Raw genomic sequence first — 15,018 nt, forward strand, 5'->3', positions numbered from 1 at the left:
TTCCAGATGCAATCTCTTTCAGCTTGCTAAGGCTAAGACTCTTCGACCGGATGCTAAGGAGCGATAGGATAACTGTTGCGCTGGTTCATTTTTGCTTAATGAGTGAAACGCTTCTCCTCGAACCTTAAAACCCCAAGCATCGGCAGCGGTTCGAATGAGCGCTTCTTCATTGCGGTGAATTTCCCCGTCAATTTTTGCGACCCCAAGCAAGTCATTGATAATAATTTTGAGTTTACCTCGAGATAAAATGGTGGACAGTCTTGTAATGATTCGAACGATTTCTTGTCCAAGTGTGCCTTCTTCATCGCACTTATCCGTAGCGCGTTTAGCAAAATGAAGCAAATCATCCATTTCATGATCAATGTATCCATCGCTCCATACATTCAGAACCAAGCGGATTGCTTCTTTTTCAGCATTGTTTAGTTTACCATCGGCGTGGGCTGCCAATGTCATGTATAGAAAGGCTAAATCTTCGATAAATTCGCGTGAATATTGCATATAAGATTAAAGTGTTTTGTTAGAGATTTGCCGGAATGGCATACTAAGAAATCATTAAAGAACGACGGTGATGCTGAAAATGCTTCCAGAAGAGCCATTGATTGCTTATACTTTGTAAGTAAAAACTTCGCCTTTGCTCAGTCCATTACATCAATGCCTTTATGACGCCTTTTCAGAGAACTCATTATCCTAACGGTAAATTGGCGGTTTGGGTTTCTGCACTTTTCGAAGTTGTGGTCTGTATCATCATTTTTGCTCTATTAAGTGTGACCGAGAGCAATGCGATTGAAGTAAAACGCAAGATTACTCAGTATTCGCACCGTTTTTGGACTTTGGACGATGGGTTGCCTCACAATACCATTCGTTCAATTCTTCAAACCCGCGAAGGCTTTTTGTGGCTGGCAACCTTTGAAGGGCTGGTACGGTTTGATGGGACAAATTTCACCTATTATGACCGAAAAAACACCCCTGCTATAAAAAATAACGGAATCATTTCACTTGCAGAATCCGGCGATGGAAGCTTATGGATTGGCACCAATGGCGGTGGATTAGTTCGATATAAGAATGGTGAATTTATTTCTTACACTGCGCTTCAAGGGCTGACTTCGAATTACATTTATGCATTATGTTCAACGAAAGAGGGTGACTTATGGGTAGGAACCAACGGCTCTGGCGTTATGGTTTTATCTCCCCAACAAGATTCCTTGGTGGTTAAACATCGATTCAACGAACTTAACGGATTGCTTAGCCCCTACATTTCCTCAATCATACAATCAAAAAATGGAAATATTTGGGTTAGCACTTCGGGAGGGGGCATTCATTCCTTTAATTCCTCCTCAGGGAATTTCACTCCAATTCCTTCTACCAATAATGCCTACAATCCATTCGTAAACACAATTACCGAAGCGACAACAGGCGAACTCTGGCTTGGGACTGAAAATGGCGTTTACCTTTATCATCCTCAAAAGGGTTTTCAAAAAAGGCTTGGGATTGAAGATGGGCTGCTCGATTTATCCATTCGTTTGGTTTATGAAGATCAGGATTCAACGCTTTGGATTGGCTCTTATGGCGGCGCCTTAAGCCGGTTTAGAAATGGGAAGATTGATTCTTTTTTAACCGATGATGGATTGACAAGTAAATCAGTTCTCTCCGCTTTAGAAGACCGCGAAGGGAATCTTTGGATTGGAACCAATGGCGGGCTTAATCAATTTTCAACCGGCAAATTTCAAGCAATCACAAGAAAAGAAGGACTTGCCGATAATTATGCACGCTGCGTTCTTCAAACCAAAGATGGAGCAATGTGGATTGGCAGCGAAAGCGGTCTGACACGAATTCAAGGCGATGACTACAGGGTTTTCACCAAAAAAGATGGATTAAAAAGTGACTATGTTTTTTCCTTATTTGAACAAGAGGACGGCACTCTCTGGGCAGGAACAAATGGCGGAATTGCTATACTCAGAAACGATAAGATATCAACCCTGACAACAGAAGACGGGCTTTCACACTCACGAGTCAATGCAATTCTCGAAGATCGGGAGGGTCGCTTTTGGATTGGAACCAATTCAGGATTGAACCTTTATAATAACAGCCAATTTTTATTGCTTGGCAAATCATTTGGTTTGGATAATGCGTTTGTTTGTGCGCTTTTTGAAGATTCTTACGGTAGAATTTGGATTGGCTCATCGCTTGGGCTTCACCAGTTTGAAAAAGGTGAACTCAAATCAATCGTCCCTAACAATGGGCTTTCTACCAACACGGTATTTTGTTTTTTTGAAGATGAAGAAAAAAATGTTTGGGTTGGAACTTCGAATGGCTTATGGAAATTCACCGATGGAGCGAGAGTAGCCGCATTGACAATGCAGGATGGGCTTCCGGAAGGGAACATCTTTAGAATCTTGAATGATGATCTCGGATACTATTGGCTTTCAAACGGAAAAGGGATTTATAGAGTCGCTGTAAAAGATCTCAATGAATACATCGCAAAAAGATTGAGTTCGATACCGATGTCATTTTTCAATCGGTCAGATGGGATGAAAAGCTCACAATGCAATGGGGTTTCACAACCGGCCGGTTGGCGTACACAAAATGGACAGCTGTGGTTTCCAACGACAATGGGCGTTTCTTATGTCAACCCTTTGAATCTTAAAATCAATCACCTTCCTCCTCCTCTGATGATCAACAACTTGGTCATTAATTACGATGCCATTCAACTTCCAGCGGAACGCCTATCAAAACTTAGCCTAACGCCGGGTAAAGAGCGATTTGAGTTTCATTATAGTGCCCTAAGTTTTCTAGCCCCCGAAAAAGTTCGGTTTAAGTATCGACTCGAAAATTTTGATTCTGATTGGATTGATGCGGGCACAAGGCGAGTGGCCTATTACACGAATCTTCCTCCCGGCGACTATCGATTCATTGTCATTGCTTGTAATAACGATGGAATTTGGAATGATTCAGGCGCCTATTTTGAATTTTCTCTTGAACCCTATTTCTATCAAACAAAATGGTTCTTACTCTTTTCAGTTGTTGGGTTAATTCTATCTGGTATCGCTGTGAATGGTTTTAGGGTTTCAAGGTTAAAGAAACGTGAAGCCTTTCTTGAAAAAACGGTTCAAGAAAGAACTTTAGAATTGAAATTAGAACAAGAGAAAACACTGTTAACCCTCAAAGAACTTGAAATCTCGCAACGAGAAACAGAGCAGCAACGAAAGATTGCCGAAGAAGCGAATCAAATGAAATCGGAACTTCTTGAAATCGCTGCCGGAGATTTACGCGACCCTTTGAATTCCATTCAGCAGTTTTCGGATTTGCTTTTGGAGGATAAAGTCCAACCTCAAATGAAGTCACAATTTCTTAAACTCATACGTGACTCTGCATACCGAATGTCCACAATTATTACGGACATCTTGAATGCCAACGCAGTGGAGACCGGTTCATTGAAAATCAATTTTAGACCGATTGGGTTAAAGAAGCTTGTTGAACTCACCGCATTGAAGTATCAAATGGAATTGTCGTCTAATAGTCAAATACTTGATATTGATGCCCGAACTGAAGGTGTTGTTAAAGGCGATGAAGACCGTTTGAAAGAGATCATTCAAAATCTTCTGAGCAATGCAATGAAATTTTCGCCTCCCAATACGCTGATCCGAATAATTTTATATGAAGAAAACAACAAGATTCGAATGGAATTTCACGATGAAGGGCAAGGACTAACACAGGAGGATCTTGAACGGCTATTTTTGAAATTTCAAAAACTGAGCCCAAAACCTGCAGATGGCGGGCGTTCGGTGGGAATCGGCCTATCAATTGTCAAACGATTGGTTGAGATGCAAAACGGCAAGATTACCGCTCAAAGCAAAGGGAAAAATCGTGGCAGTTCATTTATCGTTGAATTCCCAAAATATCTTAATTCCCCAGCCTGATTCTTCATTTTAGTAATCTTGTCACTTCTTTGTTTTTCTCCTCACTGAGACCGTCTTCCATTTCCAATATTTTTTATTCATTTTGTTTTGGGACATTCAATGCGAATTCTTGATTAAAGAATTGAATTTAAATTCGCCCTTTTCTTTTTCTCTTTTAGGTAAATGCTTGCTTTGTTCAAACGAAATGAATTAATTAATCTGGAATTCTTTAGGTTTAACCTGAAAGTATAATTTAATTTGACTTTAACGGCTCTTCATTCTTTCTTTCATTTAACACAAAAGTTATGGGATTTATACAGGAGTTTAAGACCTTCGCGATGCGCGGAAATGTAGTTGATCTTGCCGTTGGTGTGGTGATCGGTGGCGCATTTGGAAAAATTACCAATTCGCTTGTCAATGATGTTTTGATGCCGCCACTTGGCGTTATCATTAGCGGTATGGATTTTTCTAGACTAAAGCTGCGAATTGGCGGAACGCCGGATTCGCCGGTAACCATAAATTATGGCCTATTTATTGAATCCGTTGTTGATTTCACCATTATTGCCTTCGCCATTTTTCTTGTCGTGAAGGCGATGAATTCATTACGAAAATCTGAAGATGCCGCGCCGGCGGTCCCCCCTCCATTAACGAAAGACCAAGAACTTCTTTCAGAAATCAGAGACTTGCTTCATAAAAAGTAACCGACAAAACTTAAATCAATATGAAAAATAAGCGATTCACAATCTGCATATTCACCTTTATCGTACTTTCAATTTCGCTTCAATCAATTCGTATCTGTGCACAAGAAATGCCTGCCGATACCAGTTGGAAAACCTCAGGTGATTTTGGCGTAAATCTATCTCAAATCAGCCTCACCAATTGGGCCGGTGGAGGACAAAATTCAACGACTGTTATCGGACTTTTTAATTACAATTTTGTTTACGAAAAAGACAATGTAAAGTGGAATAATGTGATACAATTAGGGTATGGAGAAACCAAAGTTGAAGGCCAATCTTGGCGGAAAACGGATGACCGTCTCATCTTTCTCTCTCAACTTCATCATAAGTCTGCGATTCAACAGGTTAGTTATAGTGGAAGCGTCGATTTCAGAACGCAATTCACAGTCGGAAAAGATTATTCAAATTCAAGTGAACCCGTCATCTCAAATTTTATGGCTCCCGCATATTTATTAACCAATCTTGGTTTTGAATATGCTCCATCAGATTTTTTCACGGTTACTTTTGCGCCTCTGGGTGCGAGGACAATTTTTGTACTTGATAAAAATTTAAGTGATGTGGGTGCCTTTGGCGTGACTCCCGGCAGTTCAATATTATTTGAAGGAGGCATGAACTTAAATGCACTTTTCAAAAAGGATGTTTTTGAAAATGTTTTATTTCAATCGCGTCTCAATGTATTTGGGGCGTACACCCATCTTCAAACACTCGTTGTAATGTGGGAATCGCTATTGGTGATGAAAGTCAATAAATTCATCAATGTTACAGCAGCACTCGATGTATTTTATGATGAGAAGGTTGTTGTTCAACGAAGCGATGGAACCGTAGGTCCTTCAACCCAATTACGTAATCTTTTTGCTCTTGGGATTCTCTATAAATTCTAAGTTGCTGCTAAGCCCAATAAAAGACGCAAATAAGCGGCTTTTATTATTTGGCAGTAAACTGATTCTCTTTAAATTGATTGAGTTTTCTATCAATTTTATAGTGCTATGAACGATTCAATCTTAGAGTTTTTGGCTCAGTTTCACCGAAATAATCATCTAAAAAATACTGACTTTTCCTTATTGCTTGAAGATGAAAATTTCAAGGCTTCCTTAGAATCTCTTTTACTTTTAAGCGAAGAAAGCTTAGTGTATTCAGCCCGAAATGAAAACGGGAATTGGGTTCATGAATTTCAAATTGGTACAATTCAAAAAACACTTGGATTACCCCCTAATAGTCACTCAACAACGGAAGATTGGCATGAGATAATTCATCCCGATGATTTTCAAATCTTAGATAAAAGTGCTCAAGATTCATTCAAAGGTCAATCTGGCGAGTATGTATTAAGGTTAAAAGCACAGAACAATTTTTTTGTTGACTTTTTAGATCGACGAAAAGTTTTGTGTGATGAAACTGGAAAGCCAATTCGTCTCTTAGGAAGACTGATACCTCTTTCCACAAAAAAACAATTTCCAGATGAAGCAAGTCGCGAAGATTACTTTCAAGTCATATTTGAAGAATCTACAGAAGCTAAGTTCATTGTTAATCTCGCTTCAAACCTGATTGAAAACTGTAATAATAGAGCAGTCGAGTTATTTGAAGTTGATAGCAAGAATGACTTGATTGGATCGCTTGGGATGCGTTTTCAAAAATATCCTTTCACGGAAAAGGAAGTTGAAGAAATTTGGTTTAATCTGAATGGCAATAAGCCTTGGGCAGGAGAGCTGGAATATATCTCTGCAAAAGGAACTCCCTTTTACGGAGGAATCACAATTAAGAAAATATCCATTAATTCAAGAGCGTTTCTTCTGGTTCGTGTCTTTGATATTACAGCGCTCAAAAAAGCGGAAGAAAAAATCAAACAGAGTGAAGAAAAACTTTCGTGGCTATTAAATGCCCTTCCCTTTTCAATAAGTCTTTATCAAGAAAAGCAACTTCTTTTTGCTAATCGTGCATTTGCTGAAAGCAGAGGTATCCCTTTCGATATTGAAGAAATCAGACGGATAAAATCTCTCCAACATTTACCTGAATATACTTTGATTCATGAAGACGATCGTAATGCCTTTATGGAAAAACTCCCCTACTATCGAAAAATGATTGATGAAGGCGATTTGGTCAAGGTTGAGCGGCGAATCAGAAAGTATGAACAAAATGACTTTTTGTGGTATGAGTGTACCATTTTTAAGGGAATTTATGTTGATGGAAAGGCAATGGTTGTAGAAGTTGATATACCAATTGACGACCGGAAAAAAGCAGAAGAGCGGATTTCGAAAAGTGAATGGCAATTTCGCTCCGTATTCGATAATGCCGCAGTTGGTATTGTCTTTGCTCAAGATAATCGAATCCTTAATGTCAACGCAGGATTTGAGGAAATAATTGGTTATTCAAAAGATGAGTTGATTCATCTTGATTGGAGGACAATCACTTTTTCTGAAGATCTTGAAAAGGAACTTCTGCTTCTCTCCGAAATGAGAGAGGGAAAGCGAAAAAATTATACCCTCGAAAAAAGGTTCATTCATAAAAATGGCTCAATTGTTTGGACCGAAATCACGGCATCAATGTTTTACGATGAATACGCTTCTCCACTGGGTGTTGTCGTCGCTAAAAATATTACGGCACAAAAGGAAGCTGAATCACTATTGAGAGAAAAGCAAAATCAGCTTCAATTGATATTTGATACTGTTTTTATCGGGATATGTTTAACCGATGAAACAGGAATGTTTATCGATGTTAATTCCTCATTCTGCAAAACTTATGGCTATTCCCGAGAAGAGCTTATCGGGAATCATTTTACGATACTTGTTCCTACCAAGGAACGACTTAAACTTTCGGGCATATACGAATCATTTATAAAGGGTGATATTCATTTTGGTGGAGAATGGATGCTCCTAAGGAAAGATGGGGAATTAAGACGGATTCATGTAACCTCCGGTCTTATTGATGGTGCCAAAGGAAGAAAATATAAAGTGACGACAGTTCAAGATATCACAGACCAAAAGCAAAATGAAGAGCAACTTTTTAGTAGAAATGCCCTTATTTCATCTTTAAGTGACGGACTTCCTGATGTGATGCTTTATCAATTTAAGGTTGATCAATACGGTAAAGAAGAATTTACTTTTGTTAGTAAGGGTGTTGAAAAAATCTCGCAAATTTCAGTTGAAGAAGCTTTAGGCTCACCCAATACTCTACATCAGCTGTTACTTCCTGAATCTCTTGATCGTGTCAATCGATTAACAAAAAAATCTCTTGAAACATTAGATGTTTTTGAAACCGTTATTGAAAAAAAACTAAGAGATGGAACTCAAAAATGGTCACTGATTCGCTCGGTGCCACGCAAACAAGAAAACGGCGACGTAATTTGGGATGGTGTTGAAATTGATATTACCAAACAACGACAGAATGAAGAGCTACTGATTCAAAGCAAGCAACTTTTGGAACAAACCGAAGAAATCGCGCAAATAGGTAGCTGGCGTTACAACCCTAAAACCAATGACTTGGAGTGGTCATCACAGGTTTATCGCCTTTATGAAGTTCCCTTTACTGATGGAAAGCTTTCACCAAATGAGATGTTCAACTTAGTTATTGAACCAAACGATGTTGAAACAATTGTTCGTTCTTCAATTGAAATGAAAAAGTCTTTTCAACTAAGAAAGAAAATTGTCACTTCAAGAGGCAATCAAAAATGGCTGGAGGTTTTTGGCAGCCCCATATTGAACGAAAAGGGAGAATTGATTTCTTACAACGGTTATATCCAAGATATTACAAGAGAAAAGGCAATTGAAGAAGAAAAGGAATTGATTTATCAGCAACTTCTTCAGTCACAAAAGATGGAGTCTTTGGGGGTACTGGCCAGCGGTGTTGCACATGAATTCAATAATATTCTAATGGGAATAATGGGGAATGCAGAACTGCTCCAACGCGATAATAGTCTAGAATCAAAACAAGGTATTCGTATTAAAACCATACAAGAAAACTCACTTCGTGCAGCGAATATTATTCGTCAAATGTTAGGATTTGCGCGTCAAGGCAAGAAGGAAAATATTGCAGTAAAAATCAGTGAATGCATTCGTGATGTTTCTCAAATGATTCTCCCGATGTTGGATAAGAGAATCACCCTTGAAACAGAGCTACCTTCTGAGGAACTCATTTTAGAAGGCGATAAAGGGCAAATCGAGCAAGTATTATTGAACTTGATGGTAAATGCTCGTGACGCCATTCTTGATTCGCTAAAACACACCAAACAAGCTGGAAAACTCTCTGTTTCTCTCTCCCGTGGCTCTATAAAAGAAGAGTATTGTGCGCAATTCGGTGTCTCCACGAATTCGGAATTCATTCAAATCTCGATTACCGATAATGGAATTGGCATTCCAATGGAAATTCGCGAAAAAATATTTGAACCTTTCTTTTCAACAAAAGAAGTTGGCAAAGGAACCGGCTTAGGTCTTTCAATGGTGTATGGGATTGTTAAAAATCATAACGGTTTCATTACTCTTGAAAGCACCCCCGGTGAAGGCACAACATTTTATCTGTATTTCCCTATTGGTTCCGAAAAACGACCATCTTCTTCAACACCCTTAACCACAGAGTCCTTAGGGTTTAAGAGAAGTAACATCTTAGTTATTGATGACGAGTTGCTCATTCGAAATTACCTTAAGGAAATACTTGAAGCGAATGGTCATCGTGTAACATTGTCTGCGAATGGGCGAAAAGCCATTGATTTGGTTGAAAATACCGGACGAGAATTTGACATCATCCTTCTTGATAAAAATATGCCTGTTCTCAATGGCGAAAAAACTTATGAATTGCTTCATTCCATACTTCCAAATGCAAAGTTCATATTAATGACGGGTTATCTTGATAAGAACGCACCCCTTTCTTCGCTGGAGACGGAACGATTTCAAATTCTTACGAAACCCTTCAGTCTTACAGAACTTTATTCTGTAATTAATTCCAATTGAATGCCGGCTTATTGCCCCGTTATTGATTTTTGTTTATTTGAATTGGCTTGATACCAATGAAATTTTTATCCCACTTATGACAGAAAAACTCAAGCAAGTACTTCGTGAGTCTTGCAAAAGCGAAGATGCCTTTGATAGAGTTCTCAAAACCTATGAAGAAGAAACTCAACTTGTTAAATCCAAGTTGAGTTTAGAGCAGGAGATGTACCATTCAATTTTCGATTCGGCAATTGTCGGAATTGGTTTGATGGATTCGAACTTTCAGATTCGAAGTATTAATCCTGCTTTTGAAATAATGCTTGAGTATTCAGAATCAGAAATTCTAAGAAAATCCCCCGCATTCTTTACCCATCCGGATGATTGGAAAGAGCAAGCGAATTATCTTGAAAAACTCTTCAACGGGGAAATCTCTAAATTCAGTCTCCCAAAACGCTATATCACCAAATCAGGGATAGAAAAGTGGGTTCGGATTCATGTTTCAACCTTTTTGACTGACCAAAATGAAAAGTGCTTCATTTCTGTTTCAAGGAAGATTACTGAAGAAAAACTGATTGAAGATCAGCTGAAAGAAAGTGAATTAAAATATCGGCAACTTGTTGAATCTATAACTGAATTTATTCTTATCTCAAAGCCGGATACAACCATAACATTCTCAAACAAAGCTTTGCAAAGTGCGCTAGGTGTCTCAGCCAGCGACCTTTTGGGAAAAAGATGGAAAGACTTTGCACAGCCCGATGACATTATTGACATAGAGAATAAAATTAAAGAATTGACTCCCTCTAATCCTTTCTTCAAAACCGAAAATCGAGATCTTCGGGGCAACGGAAAATTCGGGTGGACTCAGTGGGTCAATCTTGGGGTATTTGATCAGAATGACATGCTTTTAGAAATCCGTTCCGTTGGCCGAGACATCAACGATTTCAAAGAAGCCCAGTTAAAACTCATTGAATCCGAAACAAAGTTAAACGCGATTCAGAACTCAACCACCGATAGCCTTATCCTCATTTCAAAAGATCATAAAGTTTTAAGCATTAATAAAAAAGCCAGTACCGACACCGAAGCTATATTTGGAGAAAAAATTAAAGAAGGATATGATTTCAGAAAACTACTACCATTTTTTAAGCCTGAGGTAACAGATATTTATTACGCCTCATTCAATAATGCACTTCAAGGGGAAGTCGTTGATTTTGAATATGCGATTGACTTAGGGCCATTTAAGAATTGGTATCATTGGACTTACTTTCCTGTGTATGATACTCATGAGGAATTGATTGGCGTATGCTTCCGAACCATTGATATTTCAGAAAGAAAACAAATTGGACTTACCCTTGAAAAGCAGCAAACGCTTTTGCGGGAAACCGCCTCACTTGCCAAAGTTGGCAGTTGGGAATTCGATTTGAAAACAGAGGAAATCAACTGGTCTGAAGAGACCTTCAATATCTACGAAAGGCCGCTCTTTTTGGGTAATCCTTCATATCAAGACTTTCGCACGTTACATACTCCTGAACACATTTCTAAATTGGAAGAGCTTATTTCCTCATCAATAAAACACTTGCGACCCTACACCTTTGAGTCCACCATTTATTGCAAAAGCGGAGCAATCAAAACCATTCGTGCTTTAGGAAAGCCAATTATAGAAAATGGCAAAGCGGTAAAATTAGTGGGATACATCCAAGACATCACTGAGCTAAAGCGTCAAGAGTCTGAATCCTTATCGCTTCAATTTGAATTGGCAAATATCCTTGAGAATACATCAGAGGCTTATCTAAAGCTTAATAAAAATCGGGAGTTTGTGTATGTCAATCAGAATTTTGAAAAAATGATTCGGGTTGATGCGGCAACCATTATTGGTCATTGTATTTGGGATGTTTTTCCGGAGGCCGTTAAAACCAATTTTTATCATTTTTACGAAAGAACCATCGAAGAAAAAACGCATTTCAAATTTCAAGAATTTTATACGCCCCTGAATATGTGGTTTGAAGTCAGTTCATATCCTTCAAAAGACGGTGGTTTAACCGCCTTTTTCAGAGAAATCACCAACGAAAAGGAACGTGAAAAAGCACTTATAGAAAATCAAGATTTTCTTCAAAGCATTTATTACGGCATCAATACCCCCATATTTGTTTATGATGTTGAAGGGTACAAACAGTTTCGATTCGCGGGATTAAATCCCGCCTTTGAATTCGGTTATGGCGTGAAGGCCTATGAAATGAATGGAAAGTTATTATCCGATTTATCCTCAATTCAATTCGGTGACTTGAATAGAATGATTAATCTGCTTCAGCAGTGTGTCGAAACCGGCTCTGAAGTTTCGTTTGAAGAAACCATCTATCGGGATGGGGAACCCCGTTATTTTATTACCCGAATTAATCCACTTCGTGATAATGGTGGAGATATCTATCGATTAATTGGAAGTTCAATCGATATTACTGAGCGAAAGCTCGCCGAGGAAAAACTGCTTCAAAATGAAGCGATGCTTTCTGAAACTGAACATATCGCTAAAATTGGCAGTTGGAGTTTTGATGTGGCTTCAGAACGGATTAAATGGTCAAAAGAAGTTTTTTCAATATTTGATCGTGATGAAGCCGCAGGTGAACCTTCTTTTGATGAAACTAATTTGTACTTCAATAAAGAAGATCAAAAGGTTCATCGAAAAACAGTACAAGATTCAATTAAACACGCCGAGCCCTATGAAGTCACTTTGAAAATTTCAACCTCAAAATGCGAGAAATGGATTCTGATCGTCGGGAAAGTGGAGGTTGATGAAACGCATCACGTCAAGCGATTGTATGGCACCGTTCAAGATGTAACCCAATCCGTAGAATCAAAGCATGAGCGAGATTTGATTTATCAGCAATTGCTCCAATCTCAAAAAATGGAATCGGTTGGTGTTTTGGCAAGTGGGGTTGCGCATGAATTCAATAATATTTTAATGGGAATATTAGGAAATGCAGAGCTACTTATTAAAGACTTTGAACAAGACCCTCGTAAAAAGAAGCGAATTACCACCATCATTGATAATTCACATCGCGCCTCCACCATTATTCGTCAAATGCTTGGTTTTGCAAGGCAAGGGAAAGCGGAATCAACCGTATTTAACCTTGTGGGAAGTTTACAAAGTATCATCGATATCTTGGAGCCTTCACTTGATAAACGAATTAAGGTTCTTTTTTCCCCTCCGGCTTCACTCCACCAAGCCTTTGGGGATAAGGGTCAAATTGAACAGGCAATTCTTAACATAGCTGTTAACGCGGTTGACGCCCTTACCGAAAAATTATCTGATAAAATTGATAATGGAGAAATCCGGTTTGAACTTTCTACTTCTGTCATCCCGCCAAAATTTGCAATCCCCAATAAAATTCCAACGCTCCAAGAGTTTATTCATCTGCGCATTTCAGATAACGGTGTTGGGATTCCGGAAGAGATAAGAGAAAAAATATTTGAACCGTTTTTTACGACAAAAGATGTAGGTAAAGGCACTGGGCTTGGGTTAGCTATGGTGTATGGCATTATCAAGAATCATAACGGGTTTATCTTTGTCGAAAGCGAACTCGGCGCCGGAACATCATTCCATATTTTTCTTCCCTCTGACTTAAATCAAAAAACCGAAACTATTCCTGTAAGCAATTTTAAGGACCGTATTACAGTAAAACGTTGCATCTTAGTTGTTGACGACGAGCCAATGATTCGACATTACCTTAGCGAATCCCTTACAAACGTTGGATTTAAGGTTGAAACGGCTGAAAATGGAAAAGTCGCTTGCCAAGCCGTTGAACAATCACCAACAAAATATGACCTTATCCTAATCGACCGCAATATGCCTGAACTCAATGGGGAGGAATCAATTTTAAGAATTAGAGAAGTAACAACTCATCCAAAGATTATTATGATGACCGGCTATCTGGAAAACAATCGATTTGAAGATTTAGAGAAACTTGGGGTGACCTCTATTGTTCAGAAGCCTTTTACAATTGAAAAAATAATGGATTTTATTGCCTCTTCACTAAAATAAAAGAGCCTCGTCGGTTGAGGCTCTTAATCAATAATTTTTTCTCAGATCAAACCCCACTCGCTGCCTTATTGACATAACGCCATTCGTGTGGCAAGGAGTCTGGCGCTTTACAATGCTTTTCATATTCTTCGCGGAAGCGCGTTACACTATGCCGAACCGGCCACATTGCCCCGTCTGCCAAGGCGCAAATGGTTCTTCCTTCAACTTGTGAGCATATTGATAGGAGAAGATCGATGTCGCGCTTTTCGGCTTCATTTCGAATAAACTTGCCGTAGATATTTTCAACCCAACCAGTTCCTTCACGGCAAGGCGTGCATTGACCACACGACTCGTGATGATAAAAGTGCGCAAGTCGTCCAATCGCTTCCACGATATCGGTATCTTCATCCATCACAATAATTCCTGCAGTTCCAATGAGCGTCCCGGCCTTTTTCAAACTATCGGCATTCATACCGATTCCTTCGGCGGCATCGCCACGGATAATCGGCATTGAGGCTCCGCCGGGAATAATGGCTTTTATTTTTTTTCCACCACGAACCCCGCCGGCAACTTTGTATATCAAATCGTTGATGAGTGTGCCGGAAGGAAGTTCATATACTCCGGGCTTATTGACATGCCCCGAAATCCCAAAGAGCATTGGCCCCGGATGATCGGGTGCACCAATTTTTGAATACGCTTCTGCGCCGATTTCTATAATAACCGGAACATTGGCGATGGTTTCAACATTATTGATAATTGTAGGGCTGCCCCAAGCGCCAATCACAGCGGGGAACGGCGGCTTTAGCCTTGGGTAAGCGCGCTTTCCTTCGATGGATGAAATGAGTCCCGTTTCTTCACCACAGATATAAGCGCCGGCACCTTTATGAACAACAAGTTTAAGATTAAACCCTGAGCCTTGAATGTTATCTCCCAAGTAGCCTTTTTGATAAGCCTCTTCAACGGCTTGTTCAACCATCTCGATCCACTTTGCATACTCGCCGCGAATGTAAATGAAGCAGTGATTGATTCCACAAGCATAACTTGCAATGATACAGCCTTCGATGAGTTGGTGCGGGTTATGGCGAAAAATTTCACGGTCTTTGAAGGTTCCGGGTTCGGATTCATCGCCATTGACAAGCAAGTAGCGAGGTTTTCCTTCAGGCTTTGCGAGAAAGCTCCATTTAAGTCCAGTTGGGAATCCTGCCCCTCCGCGTCCGCGCAACCCCGATTTCTTGACTTCATTTACAATCTCATCAGGCTTCATTGCAAAGGCTTTGGCAAGCATTTGATACCCACCCTGCGCTTCATAATCGGAAATGTTTCGGAGATTTGGCTTGAGAATAAGCGGCTTGTAATCAGAAAACTCTTGTGGTAAAGGATAAACGGTTGTCATGAACTTCTACTTTAATTGTAAAAAAAATTTGCTTGGGAAGCCGATATTATAAATGTACAACTCT

7 protein-coding genes are annotated in these 15,018 nt (G+C 39.4%); 5 read left to right on the forward strand and 2 right to left on the reverse strand.

Annotated elements, in window-relative coordinates:
• Positions 1–18 precede the first annotated feature (18 nt).
• The gene (locus tag SFU91_01825; GenBank protein MDX2127755.1) at positions 19–498 is read right to left on the reverse strand and encodes a TerB family tellurite resistance protein; all 480 of its coding nucleotides are present in this window, start codon (positions 496–498) and stop codon (positions 19–21) included.
• A 161-nt stretch (positions 499–659) separates the two neighbouring features.
• On the opposite strand from SFU91_01825, the gene SFU91_01830 reads away from it, so the two are divergent.
• From SFU91_01830 to SFU91_01850, 5 genes are all read left to right on the forward strand, one after another.
• Positions 660–3,917 carry a two-component regulator propeller domain-containing protein gene (locus SFU91_01830; protein MDX2127756.1) on the forward strand — a complete coding sequence of 1,086 codons (3,258 nt, stop codon included), beginning with the start codon at positions 660–662 and terminating at the stop codon, positions 3,915–3,917.
• Positions 3,918–4,201: 284 nt separating this feature from the next.
• Positions 4,202–4,597: a large-conductance mechanosensitive channel protein MscL gene (gene mscL, locus SFU91_01835; GenBank protein ID MDX2127757.1), complete on the forward strand. Its 396-nt coding sequence runs from the start codon at positions 4,202–4,204 to the stop codon at positions 4,595–4,597.
• A gap of 20 nt (positions 4,598–4,617) precedes the next feature.
• Positions 4,618–5,514, forward strand: coding sequence for a DUF3078 domain-containing protein (locus tag SFU91_01840; protein ID MDX2127758.1), 897 nt, complete (start codon positions 4,618–4,620; stop codon positions 5,512–5,514).
• A gap of 105 nt (positions 5,515–5,619) precedes the next feature.
• Complete coding sequence (locus SFU91_01845) at positions 5,620–9,570, forward strand: PAS domain S-box protein (protein ID MDX2127759.1); 3,951 nt, start codon at positions 5,620–5,622, stop codon at positions 9,568–9,570.
• 76 nt (positions 9,571–9,646) lie between these two features.
• A complete protein-coding gene (locus SFU91_01850; protein ID MDX2127760.1) occupies positions 9,647–13,582 on the forward strand; it encodes a PAS domain S-box protein in 3,936 nt (1,311 codons plus the stop codon).
• A 46-nt stretch (positions 13,583–13,628) separates the two neighbouring features.
• On the opposite strand, the gene nuoF is transcribed toward SFU91_01850, so the two are convergent.
• Positions 13,629–14,954, reverse strand: coding sequence for an NADH-quinone oxidoreductase subunit NuoF (gene nuoF, locus SFU91_01855; GenBank protein ID MDX2127761.1), 1,326 nt, complete (start codon positions 14,952–14,954; stop codon positions 13,629–13,631).
• Positions 14,955–15,018: the final 64 nt, after the last annotated feature.

This window comes from Chloroherpetonaceae bacterium (assembly GCA_033763895.1).
GTDB lineage: Bacteria > Bacteroidota > Chlorobiia > Chlorobiales > Thermochlorobacteraceae > JANRJQ01.

What these genes read in the sequence shown, in the direction of transcription:
- SFU91_01840 (MDX2127758.1), top strand. Translation starts at nt 4,618, where the DNA reads ATGAAAAATAAGCGATTCACAATCTGCATATTCACCTTTATCGTACTT.
- mscL (MDX2127757.1), top strand. Translation starts at nt 4,202, where the DNA reads ATGGGATTTATACAGGAGTTTAAGACCTTCGCGATGCGCGGAAATGTA.
- SFU91_01845 (MDX2127759.1), top strand. Translation starts at nt 5,620, where the DNA reads ATGAACGATTCAATCTTAGAGTTTTTGGCTCAGTTTCACCGAAATAAT.
- SFU91_01830 (MDX2127756.1), top strand. Translation starts at nt 660, where the DNA reads ATGACGCCTTTTCAGAGAACTCATTATCCTAACGGTAAATTGGCGGTT.
- nuoF (MDX2127761.1), bottom strand. Translation starts at nt 14,954, where the DNA reads ATGACAACCGTTTATCCTTTACCACAAGAGTTTTCTGATTACAAGCCG.
- SFU91_01825 (MDX2127755.1), bottom strand. Translation starts at nt 498, where the DNA reads ATGCAATATTCACGCGAATTTATCGAAGATTTAGCCTTTCTATACATG.
- SFU91_01850 (MDX2127760.1), top strand. Translation starts at nt 9,647, where the DNA reads ATGACAGAAAAACTCAAGCAAGTACTTCGTGAGTCTTGCAAAAGCGAA.